The following is a 19,232-nucleotide window of genomic DNA, read 5'->3' as shown; positions in this document are numbered from 1 at the left end:
CGCCGCCGTACGGGTGAGAGCTCCGGCGGCGCCGAACGGGTGAAGACGGGGTGCGCCCGCAGGGAACCGTGCGCTCCCCCGCTGCGTCCCATCGCCGTCCCCCGTAAAAGGGATGCGCCGTACGACCCTGGAGTGCCCGTCATCGACAGGGCCGGGTCGTGGGACAGCAGTGGAGCCGAAGGAGCGATGCGGTGAGCACCGAGCGACCCGACAACGACGCGACCGACCCCGTCGGGGGTCACGCCGAGGGTCCCGTCGAGAGCGCGGCCGAGGACGCCGTCGCGGGTCCTCCGGAGGGCGCCGTCACGGATGCCGCCGAGGACGCCGCGGCGGATCCCGCCGAGCGGCGGGCCGAGGACGCCGCCGAGCGGCACACCGGGGACCGGGCCGAGGGTTCCGCCGAAGACCGGGCCGAGGGCTCCGCCGAGAGCCAGGCCGAAGGTTCCGCCGACGACCGGGCCGAGGACGGGGCCGAAGGTTCCGCCGAGAGCCAGGACGAGGATTCCGTCGAGGGTGTGGTCGAAGGTTCCGCCGAAGACCAGGCCGAGAGTCAAGCCGAAGGTTCCGTCGAGGACCAGGCCGAGGACCGGGCCGAGGGCTCCGCCGAGGACGCGGCCGACGGGACGGTGGAAGGCGCCGTCGGCGCGACCGCCCCCGGCATGCCCGGCACCGTCGCGGGTTCCGGCGAGGAGACCGGCGAAAGTTCCGGCGAGGGTTCCGCCGAACCTCCCGCGGGCGCCGTTGCGGGCGCCGACACGGGTACCGACGTGGGCGCCTCGCAAAGCGACGCCGTCGGTGACGGCGGTGACGGCGGTGACGGCGGTGACGGCGAGGATGGCGAGGACTCCCGCGTCGAGCACCCCGACGCGTCCGTCGCGGATCCCTTCGCGCACGACGGGGTCGGCAGGGTTCGCCGGCGGCGCACCCCGATGGCCGTCGCCTCGGTCGTCGCCGCCGTGCTGCTCGTCGGGGGCGGCGGCGCGTACGTCGCGGCGACGGCGTCGGGCGGTGGCCGTTCCGGTAGTACCCCCGCGGCCGACGGCACTCCCCCGCCCCTGGCCATCGACGGCTACGCCGCGGCGACCACCGGCGACGGGTCCACGGGCGGCACCTCCGGCATCGCGCCCGGCGAGCCCAACCCCTACGGCACGACCTACCGCGCGAGCGGCACGCTCCCCTCGGGACCCGGCTCCGCGCACGTGCGGTGGGCCGAGGGCACGGTGACCCGGGCCGAGGTGGCCCGGCTCGCGAAGGCCCTGGGCCTGGCGGGCACGCCCCGGCTCGCCGGGGACGCCTGGACGGTCGGCACGGCCGCGGACGGCACCGAGCCCAATCTGCGGGTGACCGCGGACGCACCGGGGACCTGGACCTTCAGCTCCTCCCTGCCGGGAGGCGACAACTGCACCAAGGTCACGGTCTGCGAGTCCGTGGGCTCCGAGTCCGATTCCGCGCCCGGTCCGGTGAGCGAGGCGGCGGCGAAGAGGGCTGCCGCGCCCGTGCTGAAGGCGGTGGGCCAGGACGACGCGAAACTCGACGCGAGCCAGCTCATGAACCGGGTGCGGGTCGTGAACGCCGACCCGGTCGTGGGCGGACTGCCCACGTACGGGTGGACGACCGGCCTGCGGATCGGCCCGGACGGTCATGTCGTCGGCGGCAGCGGCCAGTTGAAGACACCGGTGGAGGGAGACGCCTACCCGGTCATCGGCGCGAAGAAGACGCTGGACCTGATGAACGGGTCGGCGTCGGCGACGAGTGACCGGCGCATGGGCATCGGCGGCTGCGCCAGCCCCGTACCGCTGAAGGACCGGGACGAGACGCCGTGCGAGCACCCCTCCCCCGCGCAGAAGGCGGGGGCGGTGACCGTCGAGAAGGCCACCTTCGGACTGGCGGCGCAGCGCGCGAACGGGCGGCAGGCACTGGTGCCGTCCTGGCTGTTCGAGGTGCGGCCGCCGGGCGCGCAGGACACGTACACCGTGACGCATCCGGCGGTCGAGCCGGCGTTCCTGGCCTCACCGGAGTCGCCGGCGCCGCCGAGCGCGGATCCGACGCAGCCGTCCTCACCGGCGGCCACACGTGACGTCGGCGTCCAGGGCTACACCGCCGACGGCAGGGACCTGACGGTCAGCTTCACCGGCGGGGTGTGCGCCGACTACTCGGTGTCGGCGAGCGAGAGTCCCGGCAAGGTCACCGTCACCGTGACGGAGAGGCCCTGGAAGAACAAGGTCTGCATCATGATCGCCAAGATCTACGAGAAGACGGTGCGCCTGGACGAGCCGCTCGGCGGCCGGGAGGTCGTGGGCAGCGACGGCAAGGCGGTCCACCACGGGCGCTTCGGCATCCCCGAGCCCTCCGCGGCGACGTCGGCCGGGCCCCGGTAGCGGCCGAACCGGTCCCGGACACGCGCGAAGGCGGCGTCCCCGTCACAGGGGGACGCCGCCTTCGTCCGTACTCCGCGCGTACGCGCCTTCTCCACGAGCCGTGGAACCGGCTCGTGGGGGCGGACTAGCTGAAGGAGTCGCCGCAGGCGCAGGAGCCCGTCGCGTTCGGGTTGTCGATCGTGAAGCCCTGCTTCTCGATGGTGTCGACGAAGTCGATCGAGGCGCCGCCCAGGTAAGGGGCGCTCATGCGGTCGGTGACGACCTTCACACCGTCGAAGTCCTTGACCACGTCGCCGTCGAGCGAGCGCTCGTCGAAGAAGAGCTGGTACCGCAGGCCGGAGCAGCCGCCGGGCTGAACGGCGACGCGCAGCGCCAGGTCCTCGCGGCCTTCCTGGTCGAGCAGGGCCTTGACCTTGGCAGCGGCGGCGTCGGACAGGATGATGCCGTCGCTCACGGTGGTGGTCTCGTCCGATACGGACATCTGCTTCTCTCCCGGGTTGTACGGAGACTGCTTGCCGACGGTTGCAACCGGCGGGGCCGCGGATTCATTCCGGGCCGAGCTCGTGTCTTCTGCCTTCTCTCTTCATGCTCGCACATGCTCCCGCGCACGAACACCGGCCTGTGGAGAACCCCACGGACACCCGGGTGTCACCCGCCGGAGAGGCGACCGGGATTCACGTCACATGGACGCTATGGCCATCGTCAACGTGACGTGAAGCGGTTATGATAGATAGCGTCAAGTAGACGAAAAGGCATCGTACCGCCGGACCGCTCCCCTTCGAGCCCGGCGACCCGCAGAACAGAAAGGGTGCGTGTCGTGACCACCGCCCAGACCCAGGAGCTCGACGTCCAGCCGACGCCCCTCGCCCTGCTGCTGCTCGGCCGCCAGGCCGACCCGAAGAGCGAGCGGGGCGTGGAGTGCCCCGGCGACCTGCCCTCGCCGTCCGACCCGGACCTGGTCGAGCGGGCGCGGGCGGCCAAGGAGAAGCTCGGCGACAAGGTCTTCGTGCTCGGCCACCACTACCAGCGCGACGAGGTCATCCAGTTCGCCGACGTCACGGGCGACTCCTTCAAGCTGGCCCGCGACGCGGCGGCCCGCCCGGAGGCCGAGTACATCGTCTTCTGCGGTGTGCACTTCATGGCGGAGTCCGCCGACATCCTGACGGGCGACGCCCAGAAGGTCGTCCTGCCGGACCTCGCCGCGGGCTGCTCGATGGCCGACATGGCCACCGCCGAGCAGGTCGCCGAGTGCTGGGACGTGCTGACCGAGGCCGGCATAGCCGAGCAGGTCGTGCCCGTCTCGTACATGAACTCGTCCGCGGACATCAAGGCGTTCACCGGCAAGCACGGCGGCACGATCTGCACGTCGTCGAACGCCCAGCGCGCCCTGGAGTGGGCCTTCGAGCAGGGGTCGCAGGTGCTGTTCCTGCCCGACCAGCACCTCGGCCGCAACACCGCCGTCCGCGACATGGGCATGTCGCTGGACGACTGCGTGCTCTACAACCCGCACAAGCCGAACGGCGGGCTGACCGCGGAGGAGCTGCGCGGCGCGAAGATGATCCTGTGGCGCGGCCACTGCTCGGTGCACGGCCGCTTCAGCGTGGACTCGGTGAACGACGTGCGCGAACGCATCCCGGGCGTCAACGTCCTCGTGCACCCCGAGTGCAAGAACGAGGTCGTCGCGGCGGCGGACTACGTGGGCTCCACCGAGTACATCATCAAGGCCCTGGAGGCCGCCCCGGCCGGCTCCAAGTGGGCGATCGGCACGGAGCTGAACCTCGTACGGCGTCTCGCGAACCGGTTCGCGCCCGAGGGCAAGGAGATCGTCTTCCTCGACAAGACGGTCTGCTTCTGCTCGACGATGAACCGCATCGACCTGCCCCACCTGGTGTGGACCCTGGAGTCCCTCGCCGAGGGCAACCTCGTCAACCGCATCGAGGTCGACAAGGAGACCGAGACGTTCGCGAAGCTGGCGCTGGAGCGGATGCTGGCGCTGCCGTAGCCGCCGCTGCCCCGCCGTGCGCGACACCGAAGAGGCGCCCCCCGTGACCGGGGGGCGCCTCTTCGCCGTACGTCACCCCGCCCGGCCGGAAAGCGCAGGGCCCCGACGTGAACGCACAGGGCCCGGGCACGGAACCCCCTGCCGGAAAGCGCACGGCCCCCGCCCCGGCGCGTGAACGCCGGGGCGGGGGCCGCTTCCTGGAACCGGATCAGACTCCGGCCGGCTCCGGGGACTTGTCCTCGTCGCCCACGGAGCTCTCCCCGGACGCGGCCGGCTCGGACTCCTTCTTCGGCGACTCCCGCTTCGCCGCCTTCTTCTTCGCCCGGCGCTCCTTGCGCAGTTCGATCATCGCGTAGAGCGTCGGGACGAGCAGCAGCGTCAGCAGCGTCGAGCTGATGAGTCCGCCGATCACGACCACCGCGAGCGGCTGCGCGATGAAGCCGCCCTCACCGGTCACGCCCAGCGCCATCGGCAGCAGCGCGAAGATCGTCGCCAGCGCCGTCATCAGGATCGGGCGGAGCCGGTGCCGGCCGCCCTCGATCACGGCCTCGACCACGCCGTAGCCCTGCGCCCGGTACTGGTTGACGAGGTCGATCAGCACGATCGCGTTCGTCACCACGATGCCGATGAGCATCAGCATGCCGATCATCGCGGGGACACCCATCGGGGTGCCCGTGACGACGAGCAGGCCGATCGCGCCGGTCGCCGCGAACGGGATCGACACGAGCAGGATCAGCGGCTGGACCAGCGAGCGGAACGTCGCCACCAGCAGCATGAAGACGATCGCGATCGCCGCGAGCATCGCCAGGCCGAGGTTCTTGAACGCGTCGCTCTGGTCCGAGGAGACACCGCCGATCGACGCCGTGGCGCCGGAGGGCAGCTTCAGCTTCGCGAGCTTCGCCGTGAGGTCGTTGCTGACCGCGCCGGTGTTGTCGCCGGTCGGCCTGGCGGTGATCGTGGCGGCCCGCTGGCCGTCGATCCGGGTCATCGCGACCGGCCCGTCGACCAGCTTCACGTCCGCGATGTCACCGAGCTTCACCGCGCCGAGCCGCAGCCCGCGCAGCTCCTGGATCGTGGTGACCGGCTCGGCGGACCTGATGACGACGTCCCGCTCGGTGTCGTCCAGGGTCGCCTTGCCGCTGGTGGTTCCGCGTACCGCCTGGCCGACCGCCGCGCCGAGCGTGGCGTCGTCGAAACCGGCCGCCGCCGCCTTGGAGTTGGCCTTGACCGAGATCCGCGGCACGCTCTGGGACAGGTCGCTCGTGACGTCGGTGACGTCGTCGAGCTTCGCGACCTCGTCGCGGACCTGGCCGGCCGCCTTGCGCAGCACGTCCCCGTCCGCGGCCTTCACGACGACCTTGAGGTCCTGGCTGCCGAATCCGTCGCCGGCCGCGACCGTGATGGTGCCGGCGCCGGAGAGCTTGCCGAGCTCCTTCTCCACGCGGTCCTGGACGTCCTTCGAGGACGCGGAGTCCTCCAGCATGACCTGGTACGACGCCTGGTTGGTGTCCGTACCGCCGCCGAAGGCCGCCATGAAGCCGGAGGAGCCGATGGTGACCTGGTAGTCCTTGACGCCCTTGATGCCGTCGAGGAGCTTCTCGACCTTCTTCGCCTGCGCGTCGGTCGTGGCCAGGCTGGTGCCCGGCTTCAACTGCTGCTTGACGCTGAGGACTTCCTGCTCGCCCTGGTCGAAGAAGTTCGTCTTCAGCAGGGGTGCCATACCGAAGGTGCCGACGAGGATCGCGGCCGCGATCAGCACGCTGGTCAGCCTGCGGCGGGTGGCGAAGCGCAGGACCGGGACGTAGAAGCGCTGGAGACGGCTGCGCTCCTCCTTCTCCTCGGCCTGGCGGCGGGCCTCCTCGGCGTCCGCCGGGGTGCCCTTGGGCGCGCGCAGGAACCAGTACGAGAGCACGGGGACGACCGTCAGCGAGACGAGCAGGGACGCGAGGAGCGCCGCCGTGACCGTGAGGCTGAAGGAGCCGAACAGTTCGCCGACCATGCCGCCGGTCAGCCCGATCGGCAGGAAGACGGCGACCGTGGTGAGCGTCGAGGAGGTGACCGCTCCAGCCACCTCGCGGACGGCGGTGAGGATCGCCTCCTGGCGCTCCTCGCCGTACCCGAGGTGCCGCTTGATGTTCTCCAGGACGACGATCGAGTCGTCGACGACCCGGCCGATCGCGATGGTGAGCGCGCCGAGCGTCAGCATGTTGAGCGACAGGTCACGCGTCCACAGCACGACCAGGGCCAGCACCACGGACAGCGGGATGGACACCGCGGTGACCAGCGTCGAGCGGACCGACGCCAGGAAGAGCAGGATGACCAGGACCGCGAACAGCAGGCCGAGGGCGCCCTCGGTGGTCAGCCCGTGGATGGACTTGGAGACCGCCGGGCCCTGGTCGCTGACGACGGTGATCGCCGATCCGGCGCCCAGGTCGGCGCGCAGGCCGGGGAGCTTGTCCTTGACCGCGTCGGAGATGGCGACGGCGCTGCCGTCGTGGTCCATGGTGACCATCACGGCGAGGCTCGGGCTGCCGTCGGTGCGCGTGATGGAGTCGGCCCTGGCCGGCTCCTGCTTCACGGTGGCGACGCTGCCGAGGCGCACCGGCTTCTTGCCGGGCTGACCCGCGACCATCAGGTCCTGGATCTGCCCCAGCGAGGTGAAGCCGCCGCCGACCCGCACGGTGTGGTTGCTGCCGTCCTCGTCGAAGGAGCCCGCCGGGACGGTCGCTCCGCCGGCCTGGAGGGCCTGGCCGAGGGCGGCCGTGGTGAGGCCGGCCTTCGCCAGCTTCTTGTCGTCGGGCGTGACGGTGACCTGGAGGTCACGCACACCGGTGACCGCGACCCGGCCGACGCCGTCGATGCCGTCGAGGGCGGGGACGACCGTGCGGTCGAGCCGGTCGGCCAGGGCCTGCTGGTCCTTGCCGGAGGTGACGGCGAGGACGACGGTCGGCATGTCGTCCGTCGAACCGGCGATGACCTGCGGGTCGACGTCGTCCGGGAGCTGGGCGCGAGCCCGGTTGACGGCCTGCTGGACGTCGGCGACGAGCTGCTTGGTGTCGTTGCCGTAGTCGAAGGACGCCATGATCAAGGCGTTGCCCTCGCTGGCGGTGGAGGTGACACCGGTGATGCCGTCGACGGCTTCGAGGTTGTCCTCGATGGGCTCGACGACCTGCTTCTCGACCACATCCGGAGACGCACCCTGGTACGGCGCGAGCACGGACACCATGGGCAGTTCGATGGTGGGCAGCAACTGCTGCTTGAGCTGGGGGATCGCTATCGCCCCGAAAGCGAGCGCGATGATCGACATCAGCCCGATGAGGGCCCGCTGCGCGAGGCTGAATCTGGACAGCCAGGACATGGGTGGTGGGTCTCTCTTCTGTGGTTCGAGCGGAAGGCGGGGGACGGGGGAACGCCCCACGTCACACCCTGGGCCATGAACGGGCGGTGATCCGTAGCCCCTGGGTCCATTTCCTTACCCGGAACCTACTCCAGGCGCAGTACGCGCGGGTAACGCTCAGTCCACCCTCGGGCGTACCAGCCCCGACTCGTACGCGATGACCACCAGCTGGGCCCGGTCGCGGGCGCCGAGTTTGGCCATGGCCCGGTTGACGTGGGTCTTCACCGTGAGCGGACTCACTTCGAGGCGCTCGGCGATCTCGTCGTTGGAGTGGCCCGCGGCGACCTGGACGAGCACCTCGCGCTCGCGCCCGGTGAGCGCGCCGAGCCGCTCGGAGCGGGCGGTCCCCGGCCCCTCGTCGTCGCCCCGCGCGAGGAACCGGGCGATGAGGCCCTTGGTGGCCGCCGGGGACAGCAGTGCCTCCCCGCCCGCGGCGATCCGGATGGCGTTGAGGAGTTCCTCCGGCTCGGCGCCCTTGCCGAGGAACCCCGAGGCTCCGGCGCGCAGCGACTGCACCACGTACTCGTCGACCTCGAACGTCGTCAGCATCACGACCCGTACGTGCGCGAGGCCCGGGTCCGCGGTGATCATCCGGGTGGCGGCGAGTCCGTCGGTGCCCGGCATCCTGATGTCCATCAGCACCACGTCGGCCCGCTCGTCCCGGGTCACCGCCACGGCCTCGGCGCCGTCGGACGCCTCCCCCACGACCTCCATGTCGGGTTCCGAGTCGACCAGCACGCGAAAGGCGCTGCGCAGCAGTGCCTGGTCGTCGGCGAGCACGACACGGATCGTCATACGGGGTCCCCCAGGGCAGACGCGTGGTTCTTGACCGGAAGGATCGCATGGACGCGGAAACCGCCTCCGTAGCGGGGACCGGCCGTGCAGCTCCCGCCGATCGCGGTGACGCGTTCGCGCATGCCGAGCAGCCCGTGGCCGCCGCCCTCCTGCGGTCCGGTGTCCGGTCCGGAGCCGTTCTCGTGTCCCCGGCCGTACTCCTGTTCCGGGCCGGTGCCCTGTCCGGGGACCGTGTCCCGGCCCGGCCCGTTGTCGAGGACGGTCACCTCCACCACCGGCCCGACGCGGACCACGCTGACCTCGGCTTTCGCTCCCGGGCCCGCGTGCTTGCGCACATTGGTCAGGGCCTCCTGGATCACCCGGTACGCGGCGAGGTCGGCGGCCGCGGGCAGCACCGTGCCGGGGTCGGAACGGGCCACCTCGACGGGGAGCCCCGCGTTGCGGAAGGTGTCCGCGAGTTCGTCGAGCCGGGCCAGGCCGGGGGCGGGCTCGGTCGGGGCCTCGGGGTCGCCGGACTGGCGCAGCAGGCCCACGGTGGCGCGCAGTTCGTTCAGCGCGGACCGGCTGGCCTCCCGTACGTGGGCGAGGGCCTCCTTGGCCTGGTCGGGGCGCTTGTCCATGACGTGGGCGGCGACTCCGGCCTGCACGTTGACGAGGGCGATGTGGTGGGCGACGACGTCGTGCAGATCGCGGGCGATCCGCAGCCGCTCCTCGGCGACACGGCGGCGCGCCTCCTCCTCCCGGGTGCGCTCGGCCCGCAGCGCGCGTTCCTTGATCGCGTGCACGAAGGCGCGCCGGCTGCGCACGGCGTCACCGGCCGCCGCGGCCATACCGGTCCACGCGAAGACGCCGAGGTTGTCCTGGGCGTACCAGGGCAGCGGCCCGGCGAGCATGGCGACCGCCGTCAGGATCGTCATGGTGACCAGGCCCACGCGCCAGGTGGTGGGGCGGTCGGTGGACGAGGCCACGGTGTAGAGGGCGACGACGGCGGACATGGCCACCGGGGCGCGGGGGTCGGCGGTCACGAGCTCCACCAGGGAGATGCCGACGGTCGCCGCGAGGACCTTCATCGGGTCGCGGCGGCGGAAGACCAGGGCCGCGGCCGCGAGGACCATCAGGGCGAGGCTGAGGGCGTCCGGGGTGCGGGCGCTCCACGTCGTACCGTCGGAGCCGTGCGGGTCGACGAAGGACCCGGCCACCATGGCGACGAGGACGCCGGCCGCGACGGCGGCGTCCAGGGCGAGGCGGTGGTCCCGCAGCCAGTCCCTCATACGCTCCAGGGTGCTCATCCGGTCCACGGTACGGGGCCCTGCCGGGCTGGGGACCTGCCGGTACGGCACCACTCCGCGCCCGGTCCGTCTCCCGGCCGGGGTGCGGGGCGGCGCGTGCGTCCCGGCAACGCGCTCGGGTGCCGTGACGGGGGCCGGGGCCGGGTGATTCCGGCATCCCGGTGCCGCGTACGGGAACGTGACGCGGTCCGTGCCGTGTGCTCCCCCGTGCCTGTGCGCCCCCGTGTCACCGGACCGCCGTGTCACCGGGCCGTGCTCCCGGGCCCGGAAGCCGGAGCGGGGAGCGGTCAGCCGGGGATCAGGCCGTCGTCGCTCAGCATCTCGCGGACCTCTTCGAGCGTGGCGTCCGGAGACGGGAGGATGAGCTCCGACGGCTCCAGCGAGTCGTCGGGGAGCGGGGTCCCCGCACCGCGCACCGCGTCCAGGAGGGCCGCCAGAGTGCGGCGGAAGCCGGACTCGTCACCCCTCTCCATCTCGGTGAGCAGTTCGTCGTCCAGCTTGTTCAGGGCGGTGAGCCGGCCGTCGTCCAGCCTCACCTGCCCCTCCCCCATGATCCGTACGATCATGTCGCCTCCTCAGGCATGGGCCCGCCAGGTCACTGCTTGTCGAAGCGCGGAGTGTCCTGCGGCTGCGACGACGGCCGGTCCTGGCCCGTGCCGCCCTCGATCGCCTGCTTCTGCGACGAGGAACCGCCGGCCAGCTCGGCCTTCATGCGCTGGAGCTCCAGTTCCACGTCCGAACCGCCCGAGATCCGGTCCAGCTCGCTCTGGATGTCGTCCTTCGCCAGCCCGGACTGGTCGTCGAGGGCGCCGGAGGCGAGCAGTTCGTCGATCGCGCCGGCCCGCGCCTGGAGCTGCGCGGTCTTGTCCTCGGCACGCTGGATGGCGAGCCCCACATCGCCCATCTCCTCGGAGATGCCGGAGAAGGCCTCACCGATCCGGGTCTGTGCCTGGGCCGCCGTGTACGTCGCCTTGATCGTCTCCTTCTTCGTACGGAAGGCGTCGACCTTGGCCTGCAGGCGCTGCGCGGCGAGGGTGAGCTTCTCCTCCTCGCCCTGGAGGGTCTGGTGCTGCGTCTCCAGGTCGGTGACCTGCTGCTGGAGCGCCGAGCGGCGCGACAGCGCCTCACGGGCGAGGTCCTCGCGGCCGAGCGCGAGGGCCTTGCGGCCCTGGTCCTCCAGCTTGGAGGACTGGTTCTGGAGCTGGTTCAGCTGCAGTTCGAGACGCTTGCGGCTGGTCGCCACGTCGGCGACACCGCGCCGGACCTTCTGGAGCAGCTCCAGCTGCTTCTGATAGGAGTAATCGAGGGTCTCGCGCGGGTCCTCGGCCCGGTCAAGGGCCTTGTTCGCCTTCGCGCGGAAGATCATCCCCATACGCTTCATGACACCGCTCATGGGCTTCGCGCGCCCCCTTCTGACGGACTCCAGCTCCAGGTACTGCAACAGGACCCACAGTACGGGCCCTGCATCCATTACCGCACTGTTCGGGGACGGATGCGCTCATCCCCAAGGACGACTGCGCCCGCCACCGCTCCGGCGTAAGGAGTAGGTGACACCCGGGGGTGCACCCCGGAGCGACGTCCCCTCTGTCCACCACAGACGCACGGTGTTGCCGGATCGTTCCCCACTCGATCGACGTCCATGCTCGCGGACCCCGTACCCTTGGGTTTTGTGTTCCGAAGCCGTGCGAAGGAAGAGAAGGCCCCCGCCGACAAGGCGCCGGTGACCCTCTCCAAAGAGACCCGTGATCCGCAGGCCCCCAAGGGCCGCCCCACGCCCAAGCGCAGTGAGGCCCAGACCCAGCGCCGCAGCGTCGCCCAGACGCCGACGACGCGCAAGGAGGCGGCCAAGCGCCAGCGTGACGACCGGCGTGCGGCGATGGAGCGGCAGCGCCAGGCCCTGGCCAGTGGCGACGAGCGCTACCTGCCCGTGCGCGACAAGGGCAAGGTGCGCCGGTTCGCGCGCGACTACGTGGACTCGCGGCTCTGCATCGCCGAGCTCTTCCTGCCGCTGGCCGTGATCATCCTCATGCTGAGCGTGGTGCCGGTCGCCGTGCTCAAGAACGTGGCGCTGCTGCTCTGGCTGGTCGTCATCGTGATGATCGTGGTCGACTCGTTCGTCATCGCGATCCGCCTGAGGAAGCAGCTCAACGCGCGCTTCCCGGAGGAGAACACCAAGGGCGCCGTCCGCTACGCGCTGATGCGCACCCTCCAGATGCGTCGACTCCGGCTGCCGAAGCCGCAGGTCAAGCGCGGAGAGCGGCCCTGAGCACTACGTCGTTCTCCGGGGGCGCGGCGGATGCCTGGCTGAGCAGGCTGGGCGGGCTGCGGGATGTCGTACGGCAGGAACTGGTGGCCCGGCAGCTCGATGAGCAGATAACCGGGCGTTATCCGGTGGGGCAGCGCCTGCGGGTGCTCGACGTCGGGGCGGGCCAGGGCACACAGGCCCTGCGGCTCGCGCGGGCCGGCCACCAGGTGACCGGGCTCGAACGGGACGCCACGATGATGTCGGTGGCCCGTGAGGCGCTGGCCGCCGAGCCCGAGGGCATCCGGAGCCGGGTGCGCCTCATCGAGGGCGACGGGCACGAGACGGGTGTGCACTTCCTGCCGGGCAGCTTCGACGTGGTGCTGTGTCACGGCGTCCTGATGTACGCCGAGGAGCCGGACGCCCTGCTGGCCGGGCTGGCGAGGATGCTGGCCCCGGGCGGGCTGCTCTCGCTGCTGGTGCGCAACGCGGACGCGCTGGCCATGCGGCCCGGGATCGGCGGGGACTGGGCGACGGCGCTGGCCTCGTTCGACACGACCGCGTACACGAACCGGCTCGGTCTCGACGTCCGCGCCGACCGGCTCGCCACCCTGACCGGCACGCTCGCCGGGATCGGGGCCCCGCTGCACGCCTGGTACGGGGTGCGCGTCTTCACGGACACGGCGGCCGACGGCGCGCCGATGCCTCCGGACGCGGAGACGCTGCTGGCCGCCGAGGAGCGGGCCGGCCGGACGGACCCCTACCGCCAGGTGGCGGCCCTTCTTCATCTGTGCGGCGTGCGGGGCTGACCGGCCCCGGCCGCTGACCGGCCCCGGGCCACTGCTGTCGCTCGCACGGGTGCCGTGGCGGGAGGCGGGTTGCCGGGGTGTGTCCCGGCAACCCCTACCGGCCTACTCCGTTTCGGCGTGCAGGCTCATCGGGCCGTAGATCTGCGTGCTGTCCTCGAAGAGGAACACCTGGTCCGCGCCGCCCGCCACAAGGTCCTTCCACACCTCACCGATCCAGGACTCGGCGTCGCCCTGGGTGGTGAACTCCTCGGGCTGCACCGCGGGTTGGACCTCTGTCCCGTCGGACTTCTCGAACCGCCACGTCCATGCCGCCATGTACGCCTCCAAGATGTGAGCACACTGCACAGCGGAAGCCGGACAAGATCCGTCTTCCGTCCGAAGCCTAGCCGGACGCGCAAGACGTGCGGGGACACGGAAAGATCGGCGGCGTGGAACTGACTCTGCTCGGCACCGGTGCCCCCGCGGGCCTGCCCCGCCCCGACTGTCCCTGCGCCGCCTGCGCGAGCGCGCTCGGCGACGAGGCGCGGGCGGCCACCGCGCTGCTCGTGGACGGCACGCTGCTGCTCGACCTCACCCCCGGCGCCGCGTTCGCGGCGGCCCGCGCCGGACACTCGCTGGGCGGCGTACGGCAGGTACTGCTCTCCCACCCGCACGACGGGCCCGCGATGGAGGTGCCGGCCGGGCTGCCGCAGCCCGGCCGGGTGCCCGACGGACGGGAGTTGGCGCTGATGACGGGACACCGGGTGCGGGCGGTGCCGATGGACGCGCCCGGCACGGGATACGCGGTGACCGGCCCGGCCGGACAACGGCTGCTGTACCTGCCGCCGGGGGCGGCACCGGCCGGCCTGGACGAGAACGGCGAGGCGTATCACATGGTGCTCCTGGACGTGGTGGGACGTCCTGACGCCCTGGCGAGGCTGCGCGCGGCCGGCGCGGTCGACCCGACGACGGACGTGATCGCGGTGCACCTCGGCCACGACGTGCCCCCGGGGGCGGAGCTGCGCAGGAGACTCGCCGCGGCGGGCGCGCGGGCCGTGCCCGACGGGACCACGCTCGACGTGGGTGTGTACGAGGACGTGCCCGACGTGCCGCGCAGGACGCTGGTGCTCGGCGGGGCGCGTTCGGGCAAGTCGGTGGAGGCGGAACGTCGGATGGAGACCTTCGCCGACGTCCTGTACGTCGCCACGGGCGGCACGCGCGGCGGGGACTCCGAGTGGGCGCAGCGGGTCGGCGCCCACCGTGAGCGGCGGCCCGGCTCCTGGGGGACCGTCGAGACGTGCGACCTGGTCCCCCTCCTCGACGAGGACGGCCCGCCGCTGCTCGTCGACTGTCTCTCGCTGTGGCTGACCGACGCGATGGACTCGGTCGACGCGTGGGACGACGCCGAGTGGTCCGGGGGCGGTGAACGCGCCCTGCGCGCCCGCGTGGAGGAACTCGTCGCCGCGGTCCGCCGCACCCGCCGCACGCTCGTGGCCGTCTCGAACGAGGTCGGCTCGGGCATCGTGCCGGCCACGGCCTCCGGTCGCCGCTACCGCGACGAACTCGGGCGGCTGAACGCGGCCTTCGCCGGGGAGTGCGAGCACGTGCTGCTGGTGGTGGCGGGGCAGGCCCTGACGCTGCGGGGCTGACCGCGGGCGGCGGTGGTTCAGGCCTCCTTGCGGGCGACGACGCGGTACGCGTTCGAGAAACGGGTGCGGCGCAGCAGGGGGGCCGACAGCCGGTCCAGCGCGGCGGCGGAGGCGAGGAGCGGGAGCGACGCCCGGCTCAGGGCCCGGTGCGCGGTGCGCTGGAAGGGGGTCGGCGGGGCCGGGCGCCAGGGGGCGTCGGGGCCGGGGAGAACACGCCCGAGCGCCAGGACGAGAGCCGCCGAGAGGTCGTGGGGGAGGTGCGGTTCGCGCCGGTCCGTGGCGACGACGACGCAGCCCAGGGACTCGAGTTCGCCGAGCAGGTTGGGCAGCGGCACGAGGTGCAGATGGCGCGGCTGGCCGTACGCCACCCACCACTTGCCGAGCAGCGCGCCGAACGCGCAGTCGGGGTCGGGCACTTCGACCAGGAGGTGTCCGCCGGGTCTCAACACCGCGAGCGCGGCGCGCAGTTCCTGGCGCGGTTCGGGCGTGTGCTCCAGGTGGTGGAACATGCTCACGACGTCGTAGCGGGCGCGCAGCCGCTCCGCGATCCGCGGGTCGGTGAGCCGTCCGACGTGCGCCTCCTCCACCCGCCCCGCGGCCCGCGCCTTCTCGACGCGCCGCGTCGGGTCGAGGCCGTCGAAGGACGTGTACGGGTGGACCTCCTTGGCCGCCGCCGGGAAGTGTCCGTGCCCGGTGCCGATGTCGAGCCAGCTCTCCGGTTCCGCGAAGGGCAGCAGGGCGCGGGCTGCCGCGAGGTGGTGTCCGGTGCCGCCGCGGGCACGGAGCAGCCGTTCGGCGAGGCCGTCGTGGGTGTCCTCGCGGGGGTCCCGCCGGTAGAAGGCCAGCCCCTCGGGGGTGAGCCGGGGGTTCTGGAAGGCGTGGGCGCAGTCCTCGCACACGTCGACGGCGAACGTTCCCGGCTTGCGCTGCCGCAGATCCGGTGTGCGCAGCCGGGTGCGCAGGCGCTTCGAACCGCACCACGGGCAGTCGGCGCGGCGCGGTTCGTGGAACCGGGCGGTGCCCCGGGCGAGTTCGGCCGCGTAGGCGGCACGGCGTTCGGCGATCGGCTGGGGGGTGGGGGGCATGGACGCTCCTGTCGGGGACGAGCCGTACGACAATCCGATACAAAAGGTACGTACGCGATGGGGATCCGGGGCGCAACGACGTGGCGCGGACGCGTTCGATCGGTGCCGGTACTGTTCGGCGAATGAGCTCGCTTAATCTCGACGACTTCACCGATCTGATCGAGCGTCCCGACGGAGGCGTCCGCCGGGACGCCGAGGCGCACCGGGAGCGCCGGAACGTGCCGCCCGGGGCGCTGGGCCGCCTCGACGAGCTGGGTGAATGGCTGGCGGCGGCGCAGTCCGCGGTGCCGGTGCGGCCGATCGAGCACCCGCGCGCCCTGCTGTTCGCGGGCGACCACGGGATCGCGGCCCTCGGCGTGTCGGCGCGCCCCGCGGGCGGCGCGGGCCGGCTGGTGCGGGCGGTCCTGGAGGGCGCGAGCCCCGCGTCGGTGCTGGCCCGCAGGCTCGGCGTGCCGGTGCGCGTGATCGACATGTCGCTGGAGGCCGATCCCGAGGGTCTGCCCGACGAGGTCGTACGGCACCGGGTCCGGCGCGGTTCGGGACGGATCGACGTCGAGGACGCGATGACCCTGGAGGAGGCGGAGGCCGCGTTCCTGGCCGGGGTCGCCATCGCGGACGAGGAGGCCGACTCCGGTACGGATCTGGTGGTGCTCGGCGACATCAGCGTGGGCGGCACCACGGCTGCGGCCGTCCTGATCGCCGCGCTGTGCGGGACCGACGCGTCCGTCGTGACCGGGCGGGGCGGACAGGTCATCGACGACCTCGCGTGGATGCGCAAGTGCGCCGCGGTGCGCGACGCGCTGCGGCGGGCGCGGCCCGTGCTCGGGGACCAGCTCCAGCTCCTGGCGACGGTGGGCGGGCCCGACCTGGCGGCGATGACCGGTTTCCTGCTCCAGAGCGCGGCGCGGAAGATGCCGGTGATCCTCGACGGTGTGGTGTCGGCCGCGTGCGCGCTGGTCGGCCAGCGGGTCGCCTTCCGTGCGCCGGACTGGTGGCTCGCCGGGCAGCGCAGCGGGGAGCCGGCCCAGGCGAAGGCACTGGACCGGATGGCTCTCGAGCCGCTGCTCGACCACGGGGTGACGGTGGGCGAGGGGGCGGGCGCGCTGCTCGCCCTGCCGCTGGTCCAGGCTGCGGCGAGCCTTGCGGCGGAGCTTCCGGAGGCATCTGTTCCGGCGACGGAGGAAACCCTGGAGGAACCCTCTGAGTCCGAGTCCGAGTCCGCGTCCGACTCCGGCCTCGCGTCCGACTCCGGCCCCGCGTCCGGCTCCGAGCCCGACTCGAGCTCCGGCTCCGGCGCGTAGCACCGGCCCAGGTCCCGAGCCCGGAGTCCGGGCCCGACTTCGACGTGTAGCCCTGGCCAGGTCCCGGCCGGAGTCCGGGCTCGGGCCGGGTTCCTGGTCCGGTCGGGCGGCGTCACCACAACCTTCTTTCGCCCCCTCCGCCCCTGCCCGTCCCGCACCTGGGGCTCCGCCCCAGACCCCGCTCCTCAAACGCCGGAGGGGCTGAACCTTGCCCCGCACCCGAAGGACCGGCCGGAGGGGCTGATTCTTGCCCCGCACCCGAAAGGTGGCTTGCGCCGGAGGGGCTGAACCTTGCCCCGCGCCCGAGAACCGGGGCGGAGGGGCTGGGCTTTCCCCGCGCCCGAAAGGCTGGTCGGAGGGGCCGAGTCTTGACCCGCGCCCGAGAAGCGGGGCGGAGGGGCTGGGGGTTCTCCGGACGGGGCTGGGTTTCGTGTACCCGTGGTCGGACCGGGCCTCCCTCGCGGTGACCGTTGCGCCCCATATCATCCCGCTCTATGGGAGATGCCCGGATTGCCGTTGCCGTCGCCGTCGAGCAGGAGCGGGCTTCGGGCCGCCGGAGTGACGGGGACCGGCGGTCCACGGCGGCCTCCCGGCGGGCCGCCGCGTTCGCCGTGTGGTACCTGCGCGCGGTCACGTTCATCAACTTTCTGAGCGCCGCCTGGGTGTCGCTCGGACAGGACGTCCGACGGCACAACACCGAGAACTACTTCACGCCGTATCTGCTGACCGCGGGCTTCGCCTCCGGTGTGTTCACGATGTTCCTGGCCATCACGATGCGGCGGCGCAAGCGGGCCGCGTGGATCCTCAACTCGGTGCTCGGCGGGCTGTTCCTGCTGCTGTTCGGCATCGCGATGGCGTTCCCGGAGATCCGCCAGTACGCGCAGAACTGGGTCTCGCTCGCGCTGACCGCGGCCTTCGTGGGCTGCCTGGCCACCGGCCGCCGGGAGTTCTACGCCAAGGGCGACCGGTCGAACCCGAAGCTGGCCGCGGCCGTCGCGCTCGGGGGGCTCCTGGTCACCTCGCTGCTCGCCGCGTTGCTGGTCACCGTCACCAACGACGCGCACGACGCGCACCGTTCGACCTTCCTGGACCGCTGGCGCTACGGCACCCTGCGGCTCGTCTCGGTCGCCGCCGACGACTCCCACTACCCGGGGATCTCGACACCGAACTGGGCCGACGTCACCGTCAACGTGCTCAGCACCCTGCTGGTGCTCGCCGTGCTCTACGCGGCCTTCCGCTCCCGGCGCGCCGTCGACCCGCTCACCGAGGACGACGAGAAACGGCTGCGGGAACTGCTGGAGCGCAACGGGGACCGGGACTCGCTGGGCTACTTCGCGCTGCGCCGGGAGAAGAGCGTGGTCTGGTCGCCCACCGGCAAGGCGGCGGTGGCGTACCGGGTGGTGGGCGGGGTCTCCCTGGCGAGCGGCGACCCCATCGGCGACCCGGAGGCATGGCCCGGAGCCATCGAGCCCTGGCTCGCCGAGGCCCGGGAGCACGGCTGGATCCCGGCGGTGATGGGCGCGGGCGAGGAGGCCGGCACCGTCTACTCCCGGCACGGCCTCGACGCTCTGGAGCTGGGCGACGAAGCTCTCGTCGAGACGGCCGAGTTCACCCTCGAAGGACGGGCCATGCGGACCGTCCGGCAGGCTTACAACCGGGTCGGGCGGGCCGGGTACCGGGTGCGCATCCGGCGGCACGAGGACATCCCGGCCGCCGAGATGGCGTATCTGCTCCAGCGCGCGGACGACTGGCGCGACGGCGCGACCGAGCGCGGTTTCAGCATGGCGCTGGGCCGGCTCGGCGACCCCGAGGACGGGCGCTGCGTGATGCTCGAATGCACGGACGCCGAGGGCGACCTGCGGGCGGTGCTGTCCTTCGTCCCCTGGGGGCCCGGCGGGCTCTCCCTCGATCTGATGCGGCGCGACCGCGACGCGGAGAACGGGCTGATGGAGTTCATGGTGATCGAACTCCTGCGGCGCGCCCGGGAGATCGGGATCACCCAGGTCTCGCTCAACTTCGCCATGTTCCGTTCGGTCTTCGAGCGGGGGGCGCGTCTCGGCGCGGGCCCCGTGCTGCGGCTGTGGCGCTCGCTGCTCAGCTTCTTCTCCCGCTGGTGGCAGATCGAGTCGCTGTACCGGGCCAACGCCAAGTACCGGCCGATCTGGGAGCCGCGGTTCCTGCTCTTCGAGAAGAGCGCGGACCTGCTGCGCATCGGGGTCGCGTCCGCGCGCGCCGAGGGGTTCCTGGAGGCACCGGGCCTGCCGAAATGGCTGCACCGCAAGCACCTGGAGTCGCACAGATGAGAC

Annotated in this window: 15 protein-coding genes; 7 read left to right on the top strand and 8 right to left on the bottom strand. The window is 72.4% G+C overall.

Features of this window, described 5'->3' with window-relative positions:
* The first annotated feature begins 191 nt into the window (after positions 1-191).
* Entirely contained in the window at positions 192-2,378 is a 2,187-nt protein-coding gene (locus ACFYW9_RS17290) for a hypothetical protein (protein WP_389150543.1), read from the top strand.
* Positions 2,379-2,502: 124 nt separating this feature from the next.
* Here ACFYW9_RS17290 and ACFYW9_RS17285 read toward each other — a convergent pair whose 3' ends face one another.
* On the bottom strand, positions 2,503-2,859 hold the full coding sequence (locus ACFYW9_RS17285; RefSeq protein WP_010987443.1) for an iron-sulfur cluster assembly accessory protein: 357 nt from the start codon (positions 2,857-2,859) through the stop codon (positions 2,503-2,505).
* Positions 2,860-3,195: 336 nt separating this feature from the next.
* Here ACFYW9_RS17285 and nadA point away from each other — a divergent pair, with 336 nt between their 5' ends.
* Entirely contained in the window at positions 3,196-4,380 is a 1,185-nt protein-coding gene (nadA, locus tag ACFYW9_RS17280) for a quinolinate synthase NadA (RefSeq protein WP_389150538.1), read from the top strand.
* 208 nt (positions 4,381-4,588) lie between these two features.
* On the opposite strand, the gene ACFYW9_RS17275 is transcribed toward nadA, so the two are convergent.
* From ACFYW9_RS17275 to ACFYW9_RS17255, 5 genes are all read right to left on the bottom strand, one after another.
* Positions 4,589-7,738 (bottom strand): efflux RND transporter permease subunit, encoded by a 3,150-nt coding sequence (locus ACFYW9_RS17275; RefSeq protein WP_389150535.1) that lies wholly within the window; start codon positions 7,736-7,738, stop codon positions 4,589-4,591.
* 156 nt (positions 7,739-7,894) lie between these two features.
* Positions 7,895-8,572 (bottom strand): response regulator transcription factor, encoded by a 678-nt coding sequence (locus ACFYW9_RS17270; RefSeq protein ID WP_351867647.1) that lies wholly within the window; start codon positions 8,570-8,572, stop codon positions 7,895-7,897.
* Positions 8,569-9,861, bottom strand: a complete 1,293-nt coding sequence (locus ACFYW9_RS17265) for a sensor histidine kinase (RefSeq protein ID WP_389150530.1) — start codon at positions 9,859-9,861, stop codon at positions 8,569-8,571. The genes ACFYW9_RS17270 and ACFYW9_RS17265 overlap by 4 nt, the downstream gene beginning before the upstream one ends.
* Positions 9,862-10,148: 287 nt before the next feature.
* Positions 10,149-10,427 carry a hypothetical protein gene (locus ACFYW9_RS17260; RefSeq protein WP_351867653.1) on the bottom strand — a complete coding sequence of 93 codons (279 nt, stop codon included), beginning with the start codon at positions 10,425-10,427 and terminating at the stop codon, positions 10,149-10,151.
* Positions 10,428-10,456: 29 nt separating this feature from the next.
* Entirely contained in the window at positions 10,457-11,254 is a 798-nt protein-coding gene (locus tag ACFYW9_RS17255; protein WP_351867690.1) for a PspA/IM30 family protein, read from the bottom strand.
* 246 nt (positions 11,255-11,500) lie between these two features.
* On the opposite strand from ACFYW9_RS17255, the gene ACFYW9_RS17250 reads away from it, so the two are divergent.
* Both ACFYW9_RS17250 and ACFYW9_RS17245 read left to right on the top strand, forming a co-directional pair.
* Entirely contained in the window at positions 11,501-12,127 is a 627-nt protein-coding gene (locus ACFYW9_RS17250) for a DUF3043 domain-containing protein (RefSeq protein WP_351867655.1), read from the top strand.
* An 83-nt stretch (positions 12,128-12,210) separates the two neighbouring features.
* Positions 12,211-12,912 carry a methyltransferase domain-containing protein gene (locus ACFYW9_RS17245; RefSeq protein ID WP_351867658.1) on the top strand — a complete coding sequence of 234 codons (702 nt, stop codon included), beginning with the start codon at positions 12,211-12,213 and terminating at the stop codon, positions 12,910-12,912.
* A gap of 102 nt (positions 12,913-13,014) precedes the next feature.
* Here the strand turns inward: ACFYW9_RS17245 and ACFYW9_RS17240 are convergent, their stop codons facing one another.
* On the bottom strand, positions 13,015-13,227 hold the full coding sequence (locus ACFYW9_RS17240; RefSeq protein WP_326788229.1) for a hypothetical protein: 213 nt from the start codon (positions 13,225-13,227) through the stop codon (positions 13,015-13,017).
* A gap of 113 nt (positions 13,228-13,340) precedes the next feature.
* Here ACFYW9_RS17240 and ACFYW9_RS17235 point away from each other — a divergent pair, with 113 nt between their 5' ends.
* A complete protein-coding gene (locus ACFYW9_RS17235) occupies positions 13,341-14,540 on the top strand; it encodes a bifunctional adenosylcobinamide kinase/adenosylcobinamide-phosphate guanylyltransferase (RefSeq protein WP_351867661.1) in 1,200 nt (399 codons plus the stop codon).
* 17 nt (positions 14,541-14,557) lie between these two features.
* On the opposite strand, the gene ACFYW9_RS17230 is transcribed toward ACFYW9_RS17235, so the two are convergent.
* A complete protein-coding gene (locus tag ACFYW9_RS17230; protein ID WP_351867664.1) occupies positions 14,558-15,625 on the bottom strand; it encodes a class I SAM-dependent methyltransferase in 1,068 nt (355 codons plus the stop codon).
* A 122-nt stretch (positions 15,626-15,747) separates the two neighbouring features.
* Between ACFYW9_RS17230 and cobT the strand changes: the two genes are divergently transcribed.
* On the top strand, positions 15,748-16,926 hold the full coding sequence (cobT, locus tag ACFYW9_RS17225; RefSeq protein WP_389150523.1) for a nicotinate-nucleotide--dimethylbenzimidazole phosphoribosyltransferase: 1,179 nt from the start codon (positions 15,748-15,750) through the stop codon (positions 16,924-16,926).
* Between the two features lie 494 nt (positions 16,927-17,420).
* A complete protein-coding gene (locus tag ACFYW9_RS17220; RefSeq protein ID WP_389150520.1) occupies positions 17,421-19,229 on the top strand; it encodes a phosphatidylglycerol lysyltransferase domain-containing protein in 1,809 nt (602 codons plus the stop codon).
* The last annotated feature ends 3 nt before the right edge of the window (positions 19,230-19,232 follow it).

Origin of the sequence: Streptomyces sp. NPDC002698 (assembly GCF_042888945.1) — a bacterium.
In the GTDB taxonomy this organism is placed as follows: Bacteria; Actinomycetota; Actinomycetes; order Streptomycetales; family Streptomycetaceae; genus Streptomyces.
This window is presented reverse-complemented; position numbering and strand designations above follow the sequence as displayed.